The following is a 24,990-nucleotide window of genomic DNA, read 5'->3' as shown; positions in this document are numbered from 1 at the left end:
GCATCGGCCCTTCATGGGGATCGGAAGTATGAGCTATATCATCGACCGCCGCCAAAACGCGAAGAAAAAGAGCACGGTAAACCGCCAACGCTTCCTTAAACGCTATAAAAAACACATTAAGGAAGCCGTTGAAGATGCGGTAAATAGTCGCTCCATCACCAATATTGATCAGGGTGGATCAGTCACGATTCCGCGCCGAGACATCTCTGAACCAATATTCCATCATGGTCCTGGCGGCAAAACGAAGCGGGTATTCCCCGGCAATAAGGAGTTTATTGTCGGCGACGAATTTCAGCGCCCATCAGGCGGTGGTGGTGGCGGTGGTTCCGGAGACGGTAGCGCCAGCAATCAGGGTGAAGGGATGGACGACTTCACGTTCCAGATCAGTCAGGAAGAGTTCCTCGACTTTATGTTCGACGGTCTCGAGTTACCTTATCTGGTCAAAAAACAGCTGAAGAACACCACCCAGTTTGAAACCCGTCGGGCAGGTTTCACCAACTCGGGTGCTCCTGAGAAAATCCATATTGTACGCTCTCTTCGGTCGGCTCAGGCACGTCGCGTCGCCCTCTCGGGAAAAGAGCGACGTGAGATCCGCGAGCTGGAGCAAGAGATAGAGACGCTGAATTCACGGTTACCTGATACGGAAGCCGAACAGCAGATTCTGTGCCTACAGGAAAAAATCGAAGCTCTGCAGGCACGCATTAAGCGTATCCCATGGATCGACGACTTCGATATCAAATACAACAACACAATCAGAGTGCCGGTCCCATCCAGCAAAGCGGTGATGTTCTGCGTGATGGATGTTTCAGGCTCCATGACCCAGAGCATTAAAGACATTGCCAAACGCTTCTTTGTACTGCTGTATCTGTTCCTGAAACGTAACTATAAACAGATAGAAGTCGTGTTTGTACGCCATCATACCCACGCGAAGGAAGTGGATGAGCAAGAGTTTTTCTATTCGCGTGAAACCGGCGGTACGATTGTCTCCAGCGCCCTGAAACTGACGGGAGAGATTCTGGAAGAACGCTACCCTGCGGGCGACTGGAATATCTACGTTGCTCAGGCATCTGACGGGGATAACTGGGATGGTGACTCCAATATCTGTGGCGACCTGCTACAGAGCAAGATCTTACCGAATGTACAGTATTTCTCGTATGTGGAGATCACTACCGGACCTCATCAGAACCTATGGGTGGAGTACGAAAAAGTACATTCAAGCTGGAACGACAGTTTTGCGATGCATCAAATAACAGACGCATCAGAAATTTATCCTGTCTTCCGCAAGCTGTTTGAGAAGAAGACGGAGGGGGCCGCATGAAGAAGGAACCTATTTCTACCGGCGCAGAGTGGACCTTTGAGCTAATCCAGCGGTATGACGCAGAAATTTCGCGTATCGCAGATAGCTATGGTCTGGACACTTATCCTAACCAGATTGAGATTATTACCTCAGAACAGATGATGGATGCATATTCGTCTGTGGGTATGCCTCTCAACTACAATCACTGGTCTTTTGGTAAGCAGTTTGTTGAAACCGAACAGAACTATAAGCGTGGCCGCATGGGATTGGCGTATGAGATCGTCATCAATTCTGATCCCTGTATCTCCTACCTGATGGAGGAGAACACGATGACCATGCAGGCGTTGGTCATTGCCCACGCCTGCTACGGACACAACTCATTCTTTAAAGGTAACTACCTGTTCCGTACCTGGACAGATGCTACTGCGATTATCGATTACCTGCTGTTTGCCAAAAACTACATTCGTAAATGCGAAGAACGCCACGGTGCTGCCGAAGTCGAAGAAATTCTGGACTCCTGCCACGCCCTGATGAATTACGGTGTCAATCGATATCAAAGACCCCAGCCACTGACTGCTGCCGAGGAACGCGAGCGCCAGCAGGCCCGTGAAGAGTATATCCAGCGTCATGTAAATGAACTATGGAATACGATTCCTCAAAAAGAGGAAGATGCGTCACACAAAGAGATCCATTTTCCGGCAGAACCTGAAGAGAATATTCTGTACTTTGTGGAAAAAAATGCCCCGTTACTGGAATCCTGGCAACGAGAAATTATCCGTATTGTGCGGAAAGTCTCACAGTACTTCTATCCTCAGAAGCAAACTCAGGTGATGAATGAAGGCTGGGCCTGTTTTTGGCATTACACATTACTTCATGGGCTCTACGATGAAGGACTGGTCAACGACGGGTTTATGATGGAGTTTCTGCATTCACACTCCAGCGTGGTGTATCAACCTCCGTTCGACAGCCCCTACTTTAGCGGTATCAACCCCTATACCCTTGGCTACAACATGATGAACGATATTCGTCGCATCTGTGAACATCCTACGGCAGAGGATCGCGACTGGTTCCCGGAGATCGCTGGCAGCGACTGGAACGAAACACTGCATGATGCCATGCGCAACTATAAGGATGAGAGCTTTATCCTGCAGTTCTTGTCACCGGCTTTGATTCGCGAACTGAAACTGTTCACCATCATGGACGATGCAGAAAGACCGACACTGGGTGTTTCCTCTATTCATGATGAACTGGGGTATCAGCAGATCCGTGAAGATCTGGCGGCACAATACAATCTGGGGAACAGGGAACCCAATATTCAGGTATACAACGTCAATGTGCGCGGAGACCGTGCACTCACATTGCGTCACTATGTACACAGCGGCCAGCCATTAGCAGACGACGGAGAAGAGGTTTTACGTCATCTCCATCGACTATGGGGATTTGATGTACATCTCGAATCGGTCCTGCCGGACGGGACGGTCACTAGCGCAATACATTGCCCTGTATTGCAAAAGGACATGATCGAACAGATGTAATCGTCCCCTTCGCAACGCTATACTGCTGTCATTACAGCCGTATTCATCAATGAAGGGTATCGTTATGGACTGTTTGTTCTGCAAAATACTGAACAAGGAAATTCCGGCAGATGTCATCTATGAAGATGATCAGGTCATCGCATTCAATGACATTAATCCTCAGGCACCAACTCATGTGTTGGTGATCCCGAGGAAACACATCGCCACCACCAATGAGATCGCTGACGAAGACACTGCGCTGGTTGGTCATATGGTACAAGTGGCAGGCAAGATTGCTAAAGAACAAGGATTTGACGAAAGCGGCTATCGTACAGTTTTCAACTGTAACGACCATGGTGGGCAAACGGTCCACCATATCCACCTGCATCTATTAGGCGGTAAGCCACTGGGCTGGCCGCCGTATTTTGATGAAAACCTGAAAAAACCTCTTTCATAATTACGGTCAGATTTTACACGTGCAACTGACAAAAAACGGGCCATATTTCAGGCCCGTTTTTTGTTACTTGACGATCAACAATGAATTGATCGACGCTGAGCGAGCTTAACGATACTGTGCGGCCGTAATAAACTCACCAAACGTTTCACACCAAACCACCACGGTCGTATAGTCTTCAGGGTTGATGGATTCCGGCAGGTTAACCACAAAATTATCAAAGGTTTTGATATCCCCGACCTGAACAGAATACCGCTTCAGTTGCAGAAACTGATCTTCCGTTTCAACAAACTCTGGCGCCAGATACAGTTTGTAATCCGGGCCTGGGGAAACCTCTCCCATCAACGATACCGCACCTTTACTGATAGACACCGTACCTTCCCCCCAGTGAAGAAGATCACTGCCAGCCAGGTCACGTTTAAACTCGGCTTTGTACAAAGAGCTAGACGCTAGTTTTTCGACTTCAACTATTGAAGGCCCCTGAGGCTCAGTCAGAATCGGTAACATATAGATACCGAGGGCAAAGCCCAGTGCAATCGCGCCCAGATGGGTAATAATGAGAAAGATCCGCTTCATAATGTCCTCCAGAATCGTGCTGGGAATAGCTCAACTGTTCCCTCACAGAACGTTATATAGATAGTGTAGGCAGAGATAGCGTCTTCTGGGGCATACGAGCCGGATGGCCGACTGTCACTCCCTCGAAACTATTCATCACACCTATAAAAAACCCACAAAAAAAGCAGCCATCGAGACTGCTTTTAGATCGTACGTCGCACTATGAATCAACCACGGTTCAGCAATTCACGCAGATCAATGATCGCCGCGTTCGCACGGGAGATGTAATTCGCCATCACCAGAGAGTGGTTAGCAAACAGCCCGAAACCACCACCGTTCAGGATCATTGGACTCCAGACAGTATCTTGCGCAGCTTCCAGTTCACGAATAATCTGGCGCAAACTTACACGCGCGTTCTTCTTATCCAGTGTCGGTCCAAAGTCAGCTTCGATGCCACGCAGGATGTGCAACAGAGCCCACGTAGAGCCGCGCGCCTCATAGAACACATCGTCAATTTCCAGCCAGGGCGTTTTCACTTCCTGCTCTGAAGCCGTTGCCGTCGACTGGGTCGCATCCGCTTCACCTGCCAGATCCGTGTTCAGGCGTTTTTGCCCGACACTCGCACTCAAGCGTTGGGACAAACTACCCAGACGGGTCTGTACATCCGCGAGCCAGTTATTCAGATTATCCGCACGTGCATAGAACTGTGCATCACTCTGACCACCATCAGCCAAAGCAATGAGATAGCTTTGCAGCGCTTCCAAGCCTTCTTTGTACTGAGATTCAGAAGACGGCAGTAGCCAGCTGCTGCTATCGAAGTTGAACTGAGGTTCAGCAACCGTCAGCGCAGGATATTCAACCGACTGAGACTGAGAACGGCTAAAATCTTTACGCAGTGCCCGGCTCAGATCTCGTACCTGTACCAGTGCACCAAACTCCCAATTGCCGATATTATCCAGCCAAACACCCGGTGGCATGCGGTCGTTACCGATATAACCACCCGGTTTTTGCAACAGTGTATCCATCACACGATGCAGCGTATACACCGTGGTATAGCCAGTGGCAGGTTTCACGCCACGCGCTTCAGCATCTTCCTGGGCTCCAGCAACAGGGTCAAACTGTGCAGGGGCCATGCTCCAATACATACCTACCGGTATCGACAGCACCAGATAGGCGCCCAGAGCCGCCAGAGTCATGCGGACCAGTTTACCACCCGGTGTGGCATCCCAAAGATCCACACACCAATCAATTAGTCGTCCCATCAGTCTTCCCTAAGTACTTGGTATGGAGCTGATTATGCCCGATCCACCGGCAACTGGACAGCACTCAACATTGACGCTCATCGGAAAAACATCAGACTAAAATGAAGAACAGAGACAAGAGGCACAGAAGCGATGAATTTCAGATAGATTTAACCATCATTAACCAGTCTCCGTTATGTTTAAGACTTCCAAAACGGACAAAGGTCTCACGGGCGACCGGTTCAAAACCAAAGTTTTCCACCAGACGACAGGCTTCCGGATTTTCACTGGCAACAGCAATACTCAGCTGCCTGATCTCTAGCGTCTTAGACAGACGTTCCGCTGATTCAAGCAACTGCGTTGCTAATCCGCGCCGGGTATACTCCGGATGCACCGCCAACGCGGTAATATTCCAGCTACCACGCACTTTAGCTTCCAGTTTGATGAGCGAACGGATAAACGGCAAGTATTCATCCAACATCACGGGCAGATTGGTATCCAACAAATGACGTCCGGATATCAATGCTAGAACCTCGTGGTTATGCTCCTGTACAGCGGTATTATGGTAGCTAAAAATACCATCACCTTTACTGATAAGACGTGCGCCTGCATGAAGAGGTGTTTCATCCCCCTTCGCCAGATGCTCCCAGATACATTCTGACAAACCTTCTGATGACAAATTGGTTAAATACGCCAAAGCATCAGCATCGGTTGAACGAGCCGGCCTGATGTTCATGCCGATGACCCTCCCACTGCCCTTTATATACAGTAAGAATAGCCACAATTTTCACGCTGTCATGCCCATCGCCGAGCTATTCCGGAGAGCAGGTGTCCTATTATTCGTGCATGTCACGAAAGACGTACCAGTCTTGCTGTACACAGCGCGCATAGTGGGGTGCAACGGCTCTCAACAGTCGGACAAAGGTTTTCTTCTCTGGTATCAGCTGATCACGCACAAACTCAACAAAAGCAGCTTCCGGTTCCTGCATACAGAATGATCCCCTGGCATGTTCTTGCCCTAAAACCTCACCCCAGATTGAAGCCATTTCCAGATACTCATCGGCATCCAGTTTGTGGGCCGGATAATCCTTCTTGAAAGGAGAACGTTCACGGACTGAATAGAGCTGATCATGAATACTGAGCCACCCCAACCAACTGTCAGGATGCTCAGCAATGGCCTTATAGGCGTCCGCATGTCGTCGTCCTTCATGGGTGAAGGTTTCACGATACCAGTACCGTTCCGGCTTCGGCATAGCCGCCACAGAAGCGGGTTCACGCTGCTGTTTAATATCCAGTATCACATTCTCATCAGCAGAACGGCCTTCCATGAGTACGTAGTACCTGTGGTTACCCAGTGATCCCGTCCCGGCCTTCGTCCGACGCGAAATATCTAATACCTGTGGGATCTCCTCCGGCACTGGCATACGTGTCTGATGATAGCTGTCTACCGCAGATTTGATCGCCAGAAAAAGATCACCATCCACGGTTTCCAGTTTCTCATGCTGATTATCGAAACGACAAAACCCATCCACGGTCCATTTGCTTAACATCTGCTGCCGAGTATTTTTCTCGTGTACTTTCTGTAGAAACTTCCGAATCGGTTTTGGCGCAGTATCCATACGAACGGCTGGACAGTCAGGCCCAGCACTTGCCACCGCTTGCAGATAGGCATTACCGAGTTTCTTAACCGCCTTATCCACCAGCTCGTCATTGCAGAACTCTCGCTCCTGCAGATCCAACACCATACTGGTCGCCAGACGCCAAAGGTCAAACTGAAAATCAGCCACCACCGCGTCATCAAAGTCATCCATACCAAAATAGATACGGTTCTGATGATCATGCAATGCGCCAAAATTGTAGATATGGGCATCACCTTGTAACCAGATCTGGCTTTCTGACCGGCCACCAAACAGAGAGATACGCCAATCACGAGAAACGTCATGCCAGTAGAGATGACTGCTGCCTCGAAAGAAAATAAACGGCGACTGTGCCATCTTTTCAAACTTCAGCGCCAAGTCAGTTTCGGGAAGTCCTGCGTTAAAGCGTTCTATCTGCTCCCGTACCTGCACCGCCCGTGTATGGAGTACCTTCATCGATCCGTCCTACCCTATCCGTTACTTTCACACTGACAATAAAAAAGCCTGATTGCAATGCAAACAGGCTTTTCCGAAGCTATCAGAACAGTGATGGGTCAGAGCTTAAATTTCTGTACCAACACGTTCAGTTCATGAATCTCACGACGAATCTCTTCGGTCGACTGAACAACACGTTGCGTGTCGTCTTTGGTTTCACCTGCGACGTTGGACACGTTAACCAAACGTTGGTCAATATCACCAGCCACCGCACTTTGCTCCTCCGCCGCGGTAGAAATCATCGTATTCATAGATGAAATCGTTTCAGTCGAGCCAATAATACCTTGAAGCGCTGCAGCACCGGCCTGAGACAACTCGTTACTCTCAACCGCTAACTGAGTACTTTTCTTCATCGCTGACACAGCTGTCTGTGACTGCGTTTGTAAGCGTTCAACAATATCCTGAATCTGGTGAGTCGATTGCTGGGTGCGTTGCGCAAGTGTGCGAACTTCATCTGCAACCACAGCAAACCCGCGCCCCTGGTCTCCCGCACGTGCCGCTTCGATCGCGGCATTCAATGCCAGTAGATTAGTCTGTTCAGCAATGTCATTAATCACCGACGTCACCTGATCAACAGCCTGAGTTTCCGTTTCCAGCTGTAGCAACATATCTTCGGTTCCTTCCAGCATTCTCAACATCTCGGTTGCCTGCTGTTCAGAGCGCTCGACAACCTCTCCCCCCTGATGAGCCTGTTTATCCGTTTCACCGGCCGCGCGTTCCGCTTCAATAGCATTACTCGCCACTTCTTGCACAGTCGCCGACATTTCGGTCATCGCAGCAGCAATCTGTTCCAGATCATCGTACTGACGTCCGACCCCTCGCTCAGTATCCGCTGTCGCACTCACGACCCGGCTAACATGCTGATCAGTGTTTGAAGCGACCTGCTGGACTTTAGACATCAACTCGCTGACATGCTGAAGCATATCGTTGTAACACTTAAAGAGTTTTCCAATTTCGTTGTCGGCCCGGATAATATCGAAGCGGTGACTAAAATCACCATCACCCACCTGAATCATACGACGCTCTAGTCGAGTGATGTTGTCCATCAACATACGCAGACCAAACATCCGTCCCATGATCACCAGGAACAAAATCGCGACGACACAGACAAAAGAGATCATCAGCTGCATACGGGTGATGCTGCCCGACTCCTGGGTCATCATCACAACTGCTTTATTCATCTCCTTCAACACAATAGGAGATTGCTTATGAATCTGCGCCAGGGTTTCAGGCGTCGCACGCTCAATATGTAGCAGCAACATAGACTTGTAGGTCATCCACAAGCCATTGACCTTCTGCATTTGCGCCAGAATATCCGGATTGGATATCGGTTTCATATTCTGCGCAGCATCGCCTGCCACTATTGCATTGTGAGAGCGTTCGAACAGCTTGATGGTTTTTTCCAACACTGCACGCTGCTCAATTTTAGCTTCAACCAACATTGCTTCTTTAGCAATTCGCTGACTGAGCATACGCTGTCGACCCGCCACGTTAATGGTATTTGGATCAATTGCCATACTCATATAGAGCGAAACACCTGACATAGCCGCTAGCAGGAAGATGATTGCATACGACAGGAGAAACTGCTGGTTCAACGTACGACAACCTAGACCACTCAGAATACTGTCGATGAGTCGGGCCATACCGTTTTTCATAATGAAGATCTCCGTTTACAACAAAACCCATCCAACACTGGCTGGCTCAAGGTTATTAGCTTAGTAGCAATACTGCTGAGTACCAATACTCATGTATATCTCGGCAGAGATGCCGGAGAGTTAAGCGACAGATTTATATCAATAAGTGTTAATGTTGCACTGCGTCATAATCATTTAATAGAATTTACCTAGCCTTACGTCCATTCACAGACAAAGGCAAGCCGGGCAACAGCAGCAATAGCTCCCCCAGAAACCAAGGAAACCGTGTACGATGATTATTAAAGAGAAGCCTCCCCTTCATGATCAGCTGGAGTTCTTCATCGAACAGGCTATAAAAGCCACCCCCATTCGTACAGCCGTTGCGCATCCTGTTGATCACAACAGTCTGGTTGGTGCTGTTGAAGCCGCAGAACAAGGCTTGATCGAGCCTATTCTGGTCGGTCCTGAAAGCAAAATAAAAGCTGCTGCCGAGGACAATAACCTCGATATTTCACCCTATGAAATCATCGACACGCCACACAGCCACGCTGCCGCTGAGGCCGCTTGTGATCTTATCCGTGTCGCCGACGCCAGCGCCTTGATGAAAGGCAATTTAGGCACGGCAGAACTGCTGAGTGCTGTTGTTCATAAAACAAAAGGTATTCGCACCGAACGCCGCCTAAGCCACGTTTTTGTGTTTGACGTACCAAATTATCACAAACCGATTATCATTACTGATGCAGCGATCAATATCGCTCCCGACTTACTCACCAAACGTGATATCACCCAGAATGCGATCGATTTTTGTCACGCATTAGGTGTGGCAGTGCCTAAAGTTGCCATTCTATCTGCAGTCGAGAAAGTAAAGCCGAACATTCAAAGCACCATCGATGCTGCTGCGCTCTGTAAAATGGCTGATCGAGAACAGATTATTGGCGGTATTCTGGATGGCCCTCTGGCATTTGATAATGCGATTTCCCAGCAGGCTGCGATAGATAAACATATCAAATCAGTGGTATCGGGAGATGCTGACATTTTATTGGCACCGGATCTGGAATCAGCCAACATGATCGCCAAGCAGCTGGTCTATCTGGCTGATGCAAAAGCCGCCGGTATCGCACTGGGCGCCAGAGCCCCCATTATCCTGACCAGTCGCTCGGAAAAAACTCTGGGACGCCTTGCCTCCTGCGCGTTGGCATCTCACATGGTTCTGCACCCGAACGGCCTATAAAACAATGAAAACAGTACTTACCGTAAACGGCGGCTCATCCAGTCTCAAATGCGCGCTCTTCGCTCAGCAGAAGGATGGTCTGAAATGCCGTTTCATTTTTAAGCTCAGCAATATCCTGGGCGATGCTCGCTGCAAGATTAGCGATGCGGATGGCCAATTAGTTGAAAAAGCACCGCTGGATCTGTCCACTACCTTTCGAGACAATCGCCATCAGGCGGCATTGCAGTTTGTGTTATCCTGGATCGAAACACATGTCAGCAAGAGCGAACTCATCGCGTTTGGCCATCGCGTAGTCCATGGTGGCGAACAGTTCAGCAATCCGGTACGGGTGAACTCACAGTTACTGATGGCACTGGAACAGTACGTTCCCCTTGCCCCCCTGCATCAGCCGTATAATCTTAAGTTGATTCGTGCCTGTCAGATTCTGGAGCCATCACTGCCCCAAATCGCCTGCTTCGATACTATGTTCCATGTTGGACAACCCAAAATAGAGCGCAGTTATGCGCTGCCACGACGCTTTACCGACGATGGGGTTCATCGTTACGGGTTCCATGGGCTGTCTTATGAATTTATCCAACGGCAGCTAGAAAGCGCGAATACCGGCGGGCTGAACACTGTTGTTTGTCACCTCGGTGCCGGTGCCAGTATGTGTGCCGTAAAAGACGGACAATCTATTGCATCCTCGATGGGCTTTACCGCAGTAGACGGCCTGCCGATGGGAAGCCGCTGTGGCAGTATTGATCCGGGTGTGCTGATCTATCTGGCACGTCACTACGATATGGATCTGGATGCGCTGGAACAACTGATCAACAAAGAAAGCGGTCTGTTGGGCGTCTCTGGTATCAGCGCCGATATGCTGGAGTTGCATCAGGCTGATCACCCCCATGCGGAAGAAGCGATTGAGATGTTTGCTTACCGCATCGCTCTGGAGCTAGGTCGCCTGAGCGCCACACTAGAAGGCTTGCAGCAATTGGTATTCACGGGCGGTATCGGTGAGAACGATGCAAACCTTCGCCAACGTGTGCTGGAACGCAGCCGCTGGTTAGGGATACAGATCGATAACGCTGCCAACGATCGTGGCGACGCATTGATCAGCACCCTCAACTCGAACGTGGAGGTCCGCGTGATCCCAACCAACGAGGAAGCGATGATCGCCACCCATGTTGAGGAAGTGCTCAACGGCTGAGGCAATCATTTCTTATCAGGGGCGGAAAGCTTCTGGACAGTTTTCCGAAATGGGGCTAATCGTTTAAGGGTTAGCCCCATTTTATTTTGCGTATACATAAACCTTAATCAGTATTATCTGACACACTATAGGCCCCATAACATCAAGTCTCAGCACGCGGGTTTGCGGATGTTCTTATTTCAGTGTTCGCAAGCACCTCACATCAGAAGGAGAACAACATTGGTCAGATTACTCATGACTGTATTTCTGATACTCAGTGATATCAGCGTGGTTGGGGCAGGGAAACTTACCGATTACTGGAAATATGATGAGTACTACGAGTTTCATCCGATACAAAAACAAGCCTCCAACGAGCTGATCGAAGCGGTCCGAAACGATGCGGTGCCCATCACAGAGCAGACGAAGAAGATAAAAGTCGGCATCATCTACCCATCCTTTCAGTACTCCGGTTACTGGCTACGCAGCGTGACCTCATTTGAGCATCGCATGAAAGAACTGGGAATCGACTATGAACTGAAAACTCGTTATACCAAGCCCTATACCGAAGTATCCAAGCAAGTGAAGCAGATTGAAGAGATGCTTGAATGGTCACCGGATTATCTGGTTTACACTCTGGACTCCGCCCGCCAAAAGGCGATGGTCGAACGCCTGATTCGAGGCAGCGATATCAAGCTAATTCTTCAGAACATCACGACCCCGATAAAGGACTGGGGTAAGAAACAGCCCTTTATGTATACGGGCTTTGATCATACCGAAGGGGCTAAACGTTTAGCCCGTTACTTTAAAAGCCGAATGCCACTAGGTACCCCGTATGCGGTGATCTTCCGTAACAAAGGGCTTGTCAGTGAAATGCGCGGACTGACCTTTATTCAGGAAGTCGGCAACTACCACACGCTGTTGTCCAGCTACTATACCGATTCAACCCGTGAAGGCGGCTACAAGGCAACTCAACAGATTCTGGCAGAAACACCCAACGTTAAGTACATCTATGCCTGCGGAACTGACACGGCGATTGGCGCCCTTGACGCGCTCCAGGAGGCCGGACGTCCAGACATTATTATCAATGGCTGGGGCGGTGGATCTGAAGAAATTCAGGAACTGGTCAATGGCAACCTTCAGGTTGTACTGATGCGGATGAATGACAGTAATGGTGTATCGATGGCTGAAGCCATAAAGCGAGATCTGGAGGGGAAAGCGGTGCCTCTGATCTTCTCAGGGGGCTTCACCATCCTGGATGACAGGATGTCGTTGGACGAGATAAAACGCATGGAAAACAAGGCCTTCAGATACTCTAACAAGGATATGTAAAAGGGCATCCGCATGTACGCCAATTTACGGTTCAAAACAATCACATTCATGCTGTTGCTGTTGGCAACCTGTACCTTCCTGATCGCTTTTCTGATCCATGCCTTCTATGACTCAAAAGAGATCATCGGTCGGCAAATTGACACGCATAACAGCGCGATGGCAATCCGTCTGGAAGACGGTTTACGCAACTATCTCGACGGCGTTGAGGAAAACTTCCTGACCATCCGCTCCAACGACAGGATGGTGGAATCTTTTTACCACGGAGATCTGGATAACTTTCTCAACACCTTGTCGAACTGGGAAGAGGAGTTCGAAAAGGTGCGCTATGACTTCATCGCCGTATCCTTCCTCAACTCGGACAAATGTTTTCTGTTCGGTGGCTATTTTACCAAGCTGCAGCATCTGTCCTGCACCGATCTGATCATTCGAAGTGGCGGCACGGATAGCTATGGCTGGAACACCATAAAGGTTAACGATACGACATTGGGGGTTTATTCCACCTCTCTGGACATCAAAAGCTCTGGCAAGGTCATAGGTCAGCTGGTTGGCGGCATTAAACTTTCAGACAATCAATATCTGTTAGAAAAACTATCCTACTCCGATCAAAACGACCTGCATCAGATTAGCTTTCAGTTCGATAACGCGAACATCAGCACCTTAATGTATCCCTCCAGCCGTACCAAAAGTTGGCTGGATAAATTTCTGGAGCAGGAAGAAAGCCCCCCTGTCACCTCACAAGGTGAAACCGCTTTAGGTCAGCAATTCACCATCAAATTTCATCCCGATAATTATGCCAGTCAAGACCTCCGTACTCAGTTCTGGGAAACCATGATATTCGGCTGTGTCGTTGCGTTGCTCATTTCAGTGCTGATCACCTTCACCCTTTCCCGCTCGGTTGATACGCAGCTGCAATCCCTAATTCTGTTTGCACGCAAAGCACATATGGACAAACGCACCACATGGCGTAAAACCAACATCACCGACTTTAACGATATTGGCGAAGAGATCGTCGAAATCATGAAAGACCTGAAACAAAAAGAGGAACTACTCGAACACGCGAATATTGAACTGACCGCGATTAACGAAGACAAACGCCGCATTCTCCATCACCTCATCAAGTCACAGGAGCATGAACGTTCAAGGATTTCGAATGACCTGCATGATGATATGAGCCAGTTGCTTGCCGTCGTCCATATCAATTTGATCACACTCAAAGATCAACTGAGAAATGATCAGACGTCAACTGACACGGTCTCCAACTGTATCAATATCATTAACCTGATGTATGACAAGGTATACAGCCGTATCGAGTCATTGCGCCCATTTGAGATGGGTAATTTTGGTCTGAGTGTCAGCATTCCCAAGATTCACGCGATTAAGCAGCTAGAAAAGCAGGACTATGGAGTTTTAATGGAGTTTGAGCAGGAGAAAAAACTCAACGACGATATCAAGTCCAATCTTTATCGTATTGCCCAAGAAGCTCTAACCAATATTATGAAACATGCTAACGGCACCCTCGCCACGATTAAGCTCCAGGATGAAGCACAGGGTGTAAGACTGATAATAGAAGACGACGGTGTGGGATTGCCTGTCACTGTAAAGCCTGCAACGGAAAGGGGCGGCTTTGGTTTGATGAGTATTCAGGAAAGAGCCGACTACATGAACGCCGAACTCAGTATAGGCGCGGGTACTGATAATGAAGGGGTCGCAATTAATATCTTTGTGCCCGCAGTGTACGCCTATGCAGCGGGTGAAAAAGACGAAACGCCTTAAGTCTCACTGCGGTGCTTTTGGTGTGGCCTTGCACACTCAGCGAAGGAATCGTTAGCGGTTAGCACCTATATCCGCCGCCAACGCCCTTCTCAGCACGTATGTCTGAATAAGATACAGATGGCGATGAACACCCGTCCGTATCATTAATCACTAGCTGCGCTGTCTCACCGCCTCAAACAGACATACGCCGGTGGCAACCGATACGTTCAGACTACTAACTTCACCTGCCATCGGAATTTTCACCAGCTGATCACAATGCTCGCGGGTCAGGCGGCGCATACCTTTACCTTCTGCCCCCATGATCAAAGCCATAGGTCCGGTCAGATTGGCATCGTATACATTCAGATCAGTTTCACCAGCCGTTCCAGTGGTCCAGATTCCCTGTTCCTGCAGACTTTTCAGCGTGCGCGCAAGATTGGTTACCAGCACATAAGGCACGGCTTCAGCCGCGCCACAGGCGACTTTAGCCACAGTTGCATTCAGTGGTGCCGATTTATCCTTAGGCGCAATAACCGCATGTACACCGGCTGCATCGGCTGTGCGCAGGCAAGCCCCTAAATTATGCGGATCGGTCACGCCATCCAATACGAGCAGGAAAGCAGGTTCATCCAGATTAGCCAGCAACCTATCCAGATCCTTTTCGTTATGCGCCCGGATCGGCTCACATTCCACCAGCACACCCTGATGAACGCCGTTGCTGGTCAGCTCATCCAACTCGTGACGGCTCAGCCATTGCACACGGATACCTTGCTGCTGCGCCAGTTCCAACACTTGCTGGATGCGTTCGTCCTTACGGCCTTTTTGTGCTTTTAATGCACGTACGCGCTTAGCATCACGCTGTAACGCAGTTTTAACCGCATGGATTCCGAACAGTATTTCGTTTTGCAAACTTATCGCTCCTGTACCCAGTCACCGGCCTGTTCTGCAACCAGATCGGCAAGCAAGGTAATAAAACCTGCGGAGGCGTTTAATGCCGGAATATAGGCATAATCGTCACCACCCGCTTCGTTAAAGACATCACGATTTTCTATCGCAATCTCTTCCAGTGTTTCCAGACAATCAGCAGAAAATGCCGGGCAGGCCACCTGTATCTTTTTCACGCCCTGAGCCGGCAGCGTCTCTAATGTCTTGTCAGTATAGGGTTGTAACCACTCTTTAGGCCCAAAACGGGACTGGAAGGTGGTCATCCATTCGGTATCCCCCAACCCTAAGGCCGCGGCCAACAACTCTGAGGTCTGATGGCATTGCTCGGGATACGGGTCGCCCTTGTCGGCGTATTCTTTAGGAATACCATGGTATGAGAGCATTAGCTTATCTGCATCACCCTGCTCTGCACGATATTCCCGGATGCTGTCAGCCAGCGCCTGAATATAAGACGGATGACTGTAGTACGACTTCACAATACGTACATCCATCACTTCACGTTGCGCCATCTGAAAACGGGCAACCTGATCGTATATCGGTGCGGTGGTTGTCGCAGAATACTGAGGGTAGAGCGGCACAATTAACAGCTGCGTATACCCGTTCGCAGACAACTCATGCAATAAGGGAGTCAATCCCGGCTGACCGTAGGTCATCGCAGCATATACTTCTGGAGCTCGCGTCTCAAAACGCTCTTGTAACACCAACTTCAGTTCAGCCACCTGTTGGTTAAGAATCTTGCGCATCGGCGAATCATCTTCCCAGATGGACGCATACGCTTTTGCCACACGTTTCGGGCGCACGGTCAGAATGATCCCTTTTAGCACGGCAAGCCAAAGCAGACGGCGTAAGCCTTTTCCTTCTACGACTCGCTGATCAGAAAGAAACTCATCCAGGTAACGACGTACGGCACCGGCTTCTGCTTTATCCGGGGTACCGAGATTGGCGAGTATTACGGCTGTTTTCTGCTCTTTGCGCATGTTCTTGGCTGTCCTATCCATTCAGGGGGCTGATTATACGTGAAAAAGCGAGATTCGGTGCATACGCACTTTCTGACATAGTCAGTTTTTTCCTGCCAGATTGCAGACATAAAAAAACCGCGCTGGAAAAGCGCGGTTTTAGCAGTCTTGGTGGTAAAAAGCGTTAGCTTAGTTACCCAGACCTTCGAATACTTTGTCTCGGATATCTTCGACAGAACCCACACCTGGCACATATACGTATGTAGGTGCTGTGGATGCGTCTTCTTCTTTCCAGCCTTTGTAGTAGCTGATCAAAGGCGCTGTCTGATCATGATAAACGTTCAGACGGTCACGTACAGTTTCTTCGTTGTCGTCAGCACGCTGTACCAGGTCTTCACCCGTTACATCGTCTTTGCCTTCAACCTTAGGTGGGTTGAAAGTAACGTGATAAGTACGACCAGAGTTTGGATGTACGCGACGACCGCTCATGCGCTTGATGATCTCTTCATCAGCCACATCAATTTCAACCACAGCGTCAATTTGCACGCCAGCATCTTTCAGTGCATCAGCCTGTGGAATTGTGCGAGGGAAGCCATCAAACAGGAAACCTTTCTCACAATCAGCTTCAGCGATACGCTCTTTCACCAAACCGATGATAATTTCATCAGAAACCAGCTGACCGGCGTCCATTACCTCTTTCGCTTTCACGCCCAGAGGCGTGCCCGCTTTAACTGCCGCACGCAACATATCGCCCGTGGAGATCTGCGGAATGTCGTACTTCTCAGTAATGTATTGAGCCTGAGTACCTTTACCGGCACCCGGTGCGCCCAGAAGAATGATACGCATACAGGAAAACTCCTAAGTCCAAATTTAAAAATTGTTATAAATATAAAACTGCTGTCCGCCCCGTTTTAGTGCCACCGGGCAGAAAAATTCTTTCTGAAAACGAAAATCAAATTACACCTGAACAGGACAATACCACGCGCCTTTAGCCGAACAATTCGACGTTAGGACTAACACCATTACCAATAGGACCTGTTCGCAAAAGGTTTCTGAGATTACGGCAAAGCCTGCAACTGCTCAACCCCTGCGTGACCAATGGATTAGTTATAGCGGCTATAAGAAAGTAATACAGGCGCCAGAGCGCCTGTATTTAAAGGGCCAGAGAAGCCCTAACCGGTGTTACGCATACCGGCCGAAATTCCGGCCATCGTTACCATTAATGCTTGCTCTAGGCGTTGATCGGGTTGTGTACGATCCCGATTCAGCAGTTCAGCCTGCAGGAAGTGCAGCGGATCAATATAAGGGTTACGGACATCAATCGACTGACGAATAATCGGATGATCCACCAGCAATTCATCCTGCTGTTTTATCTCGTTCACCAGATCCACTGTCGTCTGCAAACGACCACGCAAACTGGAACCCAGTACCCCCAACTCGTCAGATACCAGTTGTTGATCATAGTAAGCCGCAATACGCGGATCACTCTTCGCCAACACCATCTCAAGCATGTTCACGTAAGAGCGGAAGAACGGCCAGTCTTTATACATCGTACGTAGCAGCGATGCCTGACCACCTTTCACCGCTTCACCTAACGCGGTATCGGAACCCAACCATGCCGGCAGCATCAAGCGGATCTGCGTCCAGGCAAAGATCCACGGAATCGCTCGCAAACTTTCGACACCACCGTCCTGACGCCGTTTCGCTGGGCGGGAGCCCAGTGGCAGTTTGGCAAGTTCCTGTTCCGGTGTCGCCGCCCGGAAATAGGGTACAAATTGTGAATCATGGCGCACAACATCACGATAGGACGCCAGGCCTTGCTGGGCCATATGCTCCATCTGCTGACGCCACATCTCTTCTGGACCCGGCGAAGGATCCAGTGTCGCTTCCAACACCGCACCGGCATACAGTTCCAAATTGCGTACAGCAATTTCCGGGATACCAAACTTAAAGCGAATCATCTCACCTTGTTCGGTAACCCGCAGACTCCGATCTACCGACCCCGGTGGCTGCGCCAAAATTGCCGTATGACTTGGACCACCCCCGCGACCGACTGTACCGCCACGGCCATGGAACAATGTCAGATGTACCCCACGCTCTTTACACAGTGCGGTCAGGCCCTCCTGCGCTTTAAACTGCCCCCAGGCAGCGGCCAGCTGTCCCGCATCTTTTGAACTGTCAGAGTATCCGATCATCACCTCCTGATGACCTTCGGTGTACTGCTTATACCAGTCCACATCCAACAATGCCGTGATACAGTCACGGGCGTTATCCAGGTCATCAAGGGTTTCAAACAGCGGTACCACGCGCATGTTATGGCCGATACCCATGTCTCTCAGCAACAGGATAACGGCTAATACATCCGAGGGCTGACTGGCCATAGAGATCACATAGGAACCGAGATTATTTCGCTCTGCCTGTGCCACCACTTTGCAGGTATCCAGAACCTCCTGCACTTCAGCAGAGGGTTCCCAGTTACGCGGAAACAGGGGACGGCGGCTTTGTAACTCTTTCAGCAGGAAGTTCTGCCGCCCTTCCTCACTCCAGCCATTGTAGGAACCCAAACCGTAGAACTGAGACAGTTCTTCAAAGACTTGAGCATGTCGATCAGAGCTTTGACGAATATCCAGCTTAACCAGTGAAGTACCAAAGCACGCGATGCGACGGATGATATCTTCCAATGCCCCTTTTGCAATGATGCCCATACCGCAGTCCGTCAGCGACTTATGACACAGCATCAATGGTTCCAAAAGTTCCTCGCTGCAGTGATAGACCGGCGTATCCGGTAACGGATCACCTTTCAGCTTGGCATGAATCCATGTTTTAGTGTTTGCCAATCGGGCACGCACCTGCCCTAACATCTCTCGATAGGGTTCCGCACAGTCAGTACCAATCCAGCGGCGTAGTTCATCGTTCGCTTTCACCATAGAAAGCTCTGAGCGCAGTGCATCGACATCGCGGAAATACAGATCAGCCGCCATCCAGCGCGACAGTAGTAACACTTCTTCAGTGACTTTCGCAGTAACATTTGGGTTGCCGTCTCGATCACCACCCATCCAGGACGCGAAACGTACCGGCGATGCCTCCAGAGGCAAGCGTTCTCCCAATGTTTCATCAAGCTGTGCATCCAGCCGCTTTAGAAATTCCGGGATCGCTTTCCACAGAGAGTTTTCGATCACCGCAAAACCCCATTTGGCCTCTTCTACCGGGGTTGGGCGTTGCTGACGGATTTCATCGGTATGCCAGATCTGACTGATTAACTCGTTGAGGCGCTGTTCAGAGGATTCTCCCTGATCCAAACCCCGTAGGCAGTCGGCCACACCATCGTATTTCTGAATCAGAGTTCTGCGGTTCACTTCCGTTGGATGTGCTGTGAGGACCAGATCAACCTGCATCTCGCTCAGTGTGCTGGCGACGGTTTTCGCGTCGAATCCGCGCTGGTGCAAACGGGCGAACAAGCTACAAAGGGAATCTGGGGTACAGACATCTGTGATTTCCAGACGCCGGCGCACCCGGTGATGTTCTTCTGCGATATTGGCGAGATTAAGAAACTGGGTAAATGCCCGAGCAACCGGTAAAACCTCGTCATCACTTAGGTTATGCAGGACTTGGAGCAATGATTCACGTGCGGCATCATCTGCGCCACGGGCATTTTTCGCCAGTTTCCGTATCTGCTCCAGCCGGTCCAAAAATTCATCACCGCGCTGGCCACTGATCGTTCGTCCCAGACTTTCACCCAACGAGCGCACATTCTCTCGTAAGGCTTCGTGTAGATCAGACATCGCGTACCTCCGCAAACATTCCTTAAATATGCCTGTTGCAGATAACCCCAAAAACTGCGCGGGCTAAGCTCTGCAACAGTGGATCACTTTGATAGTAACGCTTTGATATAAAACCAACATACACCCTTTGATCTAATTATCAAAAGCCAAAGAGATTTCAGAATAGAGCCAAAGGATGAGCCTGACCACATAACGTGGCAAACCCACAACAAAAAGTGTTATGGCAGTATGGCGTGTAAACGATTGAGCTGATCTTGCGCCAGCCATTCGTTTTCGTAGTGAATTTCTAGTGGCGAAGCGCCATCTAAAAGAATATAGAGGTGGTAGTTTTCAGGCTGCTGTACGCCGTTTTCAAAACGCAGCTCGACACTTTGAACCCGGTCAAAGTGATAGCGCTGAAAACCTTTAGGCGTGACCACAGCCAGTTCGCGGGCCTGAATATCCACCAGCAGATTGGGTTGACCTTTCAAGTCCTCGGCCAGAGTAAAACCCTGCTTTTTCAGCAGTGACAACTGATTCTGGCTGTTCTGCCAGTTGTAGAAAGCGAGACCTGCGAGTAAAACAACAATCAGGATAAACCAATGCATTCCACCCACAGATACGCTCCTCAAAGACCTTTTGCTTTAGCTTCATCCCAGAATGCATCCAGCTCATCAAGGCTGAACATATCCCAGTCACGTCCCGATTCCTGAACACATTTTTCCACATGTCCAAAACGACGTTCAAACTTCTGGTTAGTGCCACGCAGTGCGACTTCAGGATTCACACTCAGGTGACGGGCCAGGTTGACCTGAGCAAACAAGATATCACCCATCTCATCCTGAATTTCCGCCTGACGACCATCACGAATGGCTTCGCGCAGCTCGTCGATCTCCTCAGCGATCTTATCCAGCACCAGTTCAGGATCATCCCAATCAAATCCCACCTGACTGGCACGCTTTTGCAGCTTGTTCGCCCGACTCAACGCTGGTAATGCTCGTGGTACATCGTCCAGCACACCGGAGCGCGCTTTTCGATCACGCTCCTGCTGCTTGATCGCTTCCCAGTTCGCCTTAATCTGCACCTCATCAATGCTGTCACCGCTACGCTCTGAACGCAGTGTACCTGCCGGGAACACATGTGGATGACGTCGTACCAGTTTCTCGATCAGGTTGCTAACAATCGCGTTGAAGTCGAATTGCTGAGCCTGATCTTCAATCTCATCGCCTAATTGCGCGTAGAAGATCACCTGAAACAGCAGATCCCCCAGCTCATCTTTCAGATGCGTCCAGTCCTGACGTTCGATGGTATCCGCCACCTCATACGCCTCTTCCAGCGTATGCGGCACGATGCTGGCGAAATCCTGCTTCAGGTCCCAGGGGCAGCCTGACTCAGGATCGCGCAAACGCTGCATCAGATAGATCAGATCATCAACGCTGTAATCCGCCATCAGAGGTTAAATCCACTGCGCTGGCGGTGTACGTCGATCACGTTTGGTACTTGGTTGATCTTATCCATAATACGCCCCAACAACTCCAGTCCCGCTATCTCAACCGTAATTGTCAGACATGCGGTATTGTTGTGTTTATCGGTGACCGTATTGGCGGCGGTGACGTTAATATTGTCCTCCGCCAGCAGAATCATCACATCACGCAACAAACCAGAACGGTCATAGGCTTCGATGTAAACATCCACCGGATAGGTCGCTTCACCCTCACGTCCCCAGTCCACTTCAATCACACGTGGGCCATCCGTTTCACGCAACTGCATCAGGTTTGGACAGTCATCCCGGTGAACAGAGACGCCGCGTCCTACGGTAATGTAGCCCGCAATAGGGTCACCCGGTACAGGCTTACAGCAGCTTGCCATAGTAGTAAGCAAATTACCGACACCCAGAATGCGAATATCGCCAAGCCCTGCGGGGCTGCGTTCTTCGGATGGCAACGCCAGATCCAGCTGTTCATCCGGATGTGCATGATCAACCTGACGTTGAGCGCCATTGATGATCTGAGACAAACGAACATCACCGGCACCCAGTGCTGCAAACAGGTCTTCAGGCGCTTTGAAGTTCAGGTCAGTGGCCATAACCTCAAAGCTGATATCTTCCTGATCCAACGCCAGACGTTTCATCTCGCGATTGATAATCTTCTGACCCGCCGCCGCGTTTTTCTCTTTATCCTGCTGCTTAAACCAGTGTGCGACTTTCGCGCGCGCACGCGATGAGGTCACGTAACCCAGGTTAGGGTTCAGCCAGTCACGACGCGGACGTTCTTCGTTGATGGTCATAATCTCAACCTGATCGCCGGTACGCAGGCGTCGGTTAAGTGGAACAATACGTCCGTTGATCTTCGCACCACGGCAACGGTGGCCGATCTCAGTATGAACGCGATAGGCAAAATCGACAGGGGTCGCTCCCTGCTGCATATCGATTACATGGCCATCCGGTGTGAAGATGTAGATACGGTCCTGCACAATATCTGCGCGCAGCATATCGCCAAAGGCTTCGCTTTCACCCAGATCTTCATGCCATTCGAGTACCTGACGCAACCAGGCGATTTTATCCTCATAGGCATCACTGCTGGTTTTTGTGTCCGTCCCTTTATAAAGATGGTGCGCGCAAACACCCAGCTCCGCTTCCTCATGCATCTCATGGGTACGGATCTGGATCTCAAGCACTTTGCCTTCCGGCCCGAAAACAGCGGTATGCAACGAGCGATAGCCGTTAGGTTTGGGCGATGCAATGTAGTCATCAAACTCGTGTGGAATGTTCTTCCACTGGCCATGCACAATACCCAGCACGGCGTAACAGTCTTTTATCTCCGGCACCAGAATGCGAACGGCACGCACATCGTAAACCTGGCTAAAATCGATGTTCTTGCGCTGCATTTTGCGCCAGATACTGTAGATATGCTTAGCACGGCCATTCACGTCGCCATCAATACGGTTTTCACCCAAACGGCGGTCGAGCAGATTAACGACTTCGTCGATAAATTCCTGTCGGTCAAGGCGTTTCTCATCCAACAGTTTAGCGATGTTTTTGTAGTCGTTTGGCTTGAGGTAACGGAAAGACAGATCTTCCAGTTCCCATTTGATATGACCGATACCCAAACGATGGGCCAACGGTGCGTAGATATCGAAGACTTCCCGCGCAACCAGATAACGCTTTTTACGGGAACCATCTTTGACAGCACGAATAGCGCAGGTGCGCTCGGCTATTTTGATCAGGGCAACACGGACATCGTCAATCATGGCTACCAGCATCTTGCGCAGGTTGTCCATGTGGGTGGCGCCACCCAGAACATTGTCTTCGGCCCGTGGACTCTTACGACTGCCGATAGCAGCCATCTGGCGAACTCCGTCCACCAGAGTGGCGATCTCCTTGCCAAATTGTTTACGTACACTCTCCAACTGGAGTTTACGTTCACGCACGGAGCGATACAGAATTGCTGCGACAATGGTCGGCTGATCCTGTTGTAACTCCGCCAGAATTTGAGCCATCTCCAGACCGGTCAGGTAACTGCCAGAGGAGTTCTCGGACCAGACATCCTCTTCTGTTCCCGCACGTTCAAACGCCTGCTTTGCTAACTCACAAGCACGGCGTATCTCTTCTATATCGTCAATCTCGACCTGCTCGGCTAATCGCTCGAGCCACAGGTCCAGATCCACAGTTCCATCCTTACGAATGGGGTGATCTTCTCGAACCTTTACCATGGCAAATTGCCACTCCTTTCTTGTACGACTCTGCCGCGAAGCAACGGTGTTTTTATTCTTATTTATCAGAGCGGGTACCTAATACGCTCCGTTGACACCTTATAACGGCAAGCACCCACACCCCTTTAAGGGGTCGGGCGCACATTCTAGACTTTAAGACAGACAATCGCGAGCAAGTTCCATGCTCATTGCGCTTATCCTTGATTTTGATGCACAAAAAAGGGAGCCCAGGGCTCCCTTTTTATCGGTCTTTTACGACTTACTCGCCATTGAAGACACCGGTAGAAAGGTAGCGATCTCCGCGATCACAGATAATGCAGACAATCACCGCATTTTCGACCTGTTCAGCCAGGCGTAGCGCGCCAGCGACCGCGCCACCTGAGGATACGCCACAGAAGATACCTTCCTTCTGAGCCAATGCACGCATGGTATCTTCCGCTGACTGCTGATCAATATCGATCACCTGATCAACCCGGGAGGCATCAAAAATCTTCGGCAGGTACTCTTCCGGCCAGCGACGAATGCCAGGAATTTGCGCACCTTCACAGGGCTGCAGACCCACTATCTCTACCGCACTATTTTGTTCTTTCAGGTAACGCGAGGTCCCCATAATAGTGCCGGTCGTCCCCATAGAACTCACGAAATGGGTGATAGAACCGGCTGTCTGCTGCCAGATTTCAGGTCCTGTACCACGGTAATGGGCTTCAGGATTATCCAGATTGGCGAACTGATCCAACACAATCCCTTTACCTTCGCTTTGCATCTTGTGCGCCAGGTCTCGCGCGCCTTCCATGCCCTCTTCCTTGGTCACCGTAATCAGCTCAGCACCGTATGCCGTCATCGACGCTTTACGTTCAGCACTGCTGTTGTCTGGCATGATCAGGATCATCTTGTAACCCTTGATGGCCGCTGCCATCGCCAGTGCGATACCGGTATTACCCGACGTAGCTTCGATCAAAATATCACCGGGCTTGATCATGCCACGCTCTTCCGCCAACTGAATCATACTCAGTGCGGGACGATCTTTTACCGAACCTGCCGGGTTATTGCCTTCCAGCTTACAAAGAATGGTGTTACCCCGTCCTTGCCCGATACGCTGTAAACGCACCAATGGAGTCTGACCGACGTAATCTTCAATGGTCGGAAAATGAACGCTCATAGAATCACCCGAGGGTTACAAGGTAGTAACCAAAAGAAATAAAAAAACGAATTTATATACCTTACAATATCAGTCGGAATAATACCTTCGACGAACGCAAAGCTCAAGAAGGCCAAATGCCTGCAAGGGAAGGAGCCAGTTGCCCTATCAGACG

At 50.0% G+C, this 24,990-nt stretch carries 20 protein-coding genes; 7 read left to right on the top strand and 13 right to left on the bottom strand.

Annotated elements, in window-relative coordinates; genetic code table 11:
- Positions 1-28 precede the first annotated feature (28 nt).
- From IOQ59_RS18165 to IOQ59_RS18155, 3 genes are all read left to right on the top strand, one after another.
- Positions 29-1,318, top strand: coding sequence for a YeaH/YhbH family protein (locus IOQ59_RS18165; RefSeq protein ID WP_193954889.1), 1,290 nt, complete (start codon positions 29-31; stop codon positions 1,316-1,318).
- Entirely contained in the window at positions 1,315-2,832 is a 1,518-nt protein-coding gene (locus IOQ59_RS18160; protein WP_193954888.1) for a SpoVR family protein, read from the top strand. The genes IOQ59_RS18165 and IOQ59_RS18160 overlap by 4 nt, the downstream gene beginning before the upstream one ends.
- A gap of 64 nt (positions 2,833-2,896) precedes the next feature.
- Positions 2,897-3,268: a histidine triad nucleotide-binding protein gene (locus tag IOQ59_RS18155; RefSeq protein WP_193954887.1), complete on the top strand. Its 372-nt coding sequence runs from the start codon at positions 2,897-2,899 to the stop codon at positions 3,266-3,268.
- 105 nt (positions 3,269-3,373) lie between these two features.
- On the opposite strand, the gene IOQ59_RS18150 is transcribed toward IOQ59_RS18155, so the two are convergent.
- The 5 genes from IOQ59_RS18150 to IOQ59_RS18130 all read right to left on the bottom strand — a co-directional run bounded on the left by IOQ59_RS18150 (position 3,374) and on the right by IOQ59_RS18130 (position 8,848).
- The gene (locus tag IOQ59_RS18150; protein WP_193954886.1) at positions 3,374-3,841 is read right to left on the bottom strand and encodes a DM13 domain-containing protein; all 468 of its coding nucleotides are present in this window, start codon (positions 3,839-3,841) and stop codon (positions 3,374-3,376) included.
- 206 nt (positions 3,842-4,047) lie between these two features.
- Positions 4,048-5,082 (bottom strand): DUF2333 family protein, encoded by a 1,035-nt coding sequence (locus tag IOQ59_RS18145; protein WP_193954885.1) that lies wholly within the window; start codon positions 5,080-5,082, stop codon positions 4,048-4,050.
- Positions 5,083-5,221: 139 nt separating this feature from the next.
- A complete protein-coding gene (locus IOQ59_RS18140) occupies positions 5,222-5,797 on the bottom strand; it encodes a GNAT family N-acetyltransferase (protein WP_193954884.1) in 576 nt (191 codons plus the stop codon).
- Between the two features lie 100 nt (positions 5,798-5,897).
- Positions 5,898-7,154: a DUF2252 family protein gene (locus tag IOQ59_RS18135; protein ID WP_193954883.1), complete on the bottom strand. Its 1,257-nt coding sequence runs from the start codon at positions 7,152-7,154 to the stop codon at positions 5,898-5,900.
- 98 nt (positions 7,155-7,252) lie between these two features.
- The gene (locus IOQ59_RS18130) at positions 7,253-8,848 is read right to left on the bottom strand and encodes a methyl-accepting chemotaxis protein (protein WP_193954882.1); all 1,596 of its coding nucleotides are present in this window, start codon (positions 8,846-8,848) and stop codon (positions 7,253-7,255) included.
- A 271-nt stretch (positions 8,849-9,119) separates the two neighbouring features.
- Between IOQ59_RS18130 and IOQ59_RS18125 the strand changes: the two genes are divergently transcribed.
- The 4 genes from IOQ59_RS18125 to IOQ59_RS18110 all read left to right on the top strand — a co-directional run bounded on the left by IOQ59_RS18125 (position 9,120) and on the right by IOQ59_RS18110 (position 14,325).
- Complete coding sequence (locus IOQ59_RS18125; protein WP_193954881.1) at positions 9,120-10,058, top strand: bifunctional enoyl-CoA hydratase/phosphate acetyltransferase; 939 nt, start codon at positions 9,120-9,122, stop codon at positions 10,056-10,058.
- A gap of 4 nt (positions 10,059-10,062) precedes the next feature.
- Positions 10,063-11,244 (top strand): acetate/propionate family kinase, encoded by a 1,182-nt coding sequence (locus tag IOQ59_RS18120; RefSeq protein ID WP_193954880.1) that lies wholly within the window; start codon positions 10,063-10,065, stop codon positions 11,242-11,244.
- A 234-nt stretch (positions 11,245-11,478) separates the two neighbouring features.
- Positions 11,479-12,552, top strand: coding sequence for a substrate-binding domain-containing protein (locus IOQ59_RS18115; protein ID WP_228051000.1), 1,074 nt, complete (start codon positions 11,479-11,481; stop codon positions 12,550-12,552).
- A gap of 12 nt (positions 12,553-12,564) precedes the next feature.
- Positions 12,565-14,325 (top strand): sensor histidine kinase, encoded by a 1,761-nt coding sequence (locus tag IOQ59_RS18110; RefSeq protein ID WP_193954878.1) that lies wholly within the window; start codon positions 12,565-12,567, stop codon positions 14,323-14,325.
- A gap of 150 nt (positions 14,326-14,475) precedes the next feature.
- Here IOQ59_RS18110 and rlmB read toward each other — a convergent pair whose 3' ends face one another.
- The 8 genes from rlmB to cysM form a co-directional block, all read right to left on the bottom strand.
- Positions 14,476-15,213, bottom strand: a complete 738-nt coding sequence (rlmB, locus tag IOQ59_RS18105) for a 23S rRNA (guanosine(2251)-2'-O)-methyltransferase RlmB (protein WP_193954877.1) — start codon at positions 15,211-15,213, stop codon at positions 14,476-14,478.
- Positions 15,214-15,215: 2 nt separating this feature from the next.
- Positions 15,216-16,226, bottom strand: a complete 1,011-nt coding sequence (gene hemH, locus IOQ59_RS18100; protein WP_193954876.1) for a ferrochelatase — start codon at positions 16,224-16,226, stop codon at positions 15,216-15,218.
- A gap of 168 nt (positions 16,227-16,394) precedes the next feature.
- Positions 16,395-17,051, bottom strand: coding sequence for an adenylate kinase (gene adk, locus IOQ59_RS18095; protein ID WP_193954875.1), 657 nt, complete (start codon positions 17,049-17,051; stop codon positions 16,395-16,397).
- Positions 17,052-17,377: 326 nt separating this feature from the next.
- Entirely contained in the window at positions 17,378-19,987 is a 2,610-nt protein-coding gene (ppc, locus tag IOQ59_RS18090) for a phosphoenolpyruvate carboxylase (protein ID WP_193954874.1), read from the bottom strand.
- A 218-nt stretch (positions 19,988-20,205) separates the two neighbouring features.
- The gene (locus IOQ59_RS18085; protein ID WP_193954873.1) at positions 20,206-20,583 is read right to left on the bottom strand and encodes a hypothetical protein; all 378 of its coding nucleotides are present in this window, start codon (positions 20,581-20,583) and stop codon (positions 20,206-20,208) included.
- A gap of 11 nt (positions 20,584-20,594) precedes the next feature.
- Positions 20,595-21,416 (bottom strand): nucleoside triphosphate pyrophosphohydrolase, encoded by an 822-nt coding sequence (gene mazG / locus IOQ59_RS18080; RefSeq protein ID WP_193954872.1) that lies wholly within the window; start codon positions 21,414-21,416, stop codon positions 20,595-20,597.
- Entirely contained in the window at positions 21,416-23,677 is a 2,262-nt protein-coding gene (gene relA, locus IOQ59_RS18075; protein WP_193954871.1) for a GTP diphosphokinase, read from the bottom strand. Before relA ends, mazG begins: the two co-directional genes overlap by 1 nt.
- Positions 23,678-23,936: 259 nt before the next feature.
- On the bottom strand, positions 23,937-24,836 hold the full coding sequence (gene cysM, locus IOQ59_RS18070) for a cysteine synthase CysM (RefSeq protein ID WP_193954870.1): 900 nt from the start codon (positions 24,834-24,836) through the stop codon (positions 23,937-23,939).
- Positions 24,837-24,990: the final 154 nt, after the last annotated feature.

It is taken from the genome of Pontibacterium sinense (genome assembly GCF_015209595.1).
In the GTDB taxonomy this organism is placed as follows: domain Bacteria; phylum Pseudomonadota; class Gammaproteobacteria; order Pseudomonadales; family Balneatricaceae; genus Pontibacterium; species Pontibacterium sinense.
Note: the sequence above shows the minus strand (reverse complement) of the source record. Positions and strands in the feature narration are given on the sequence as shown.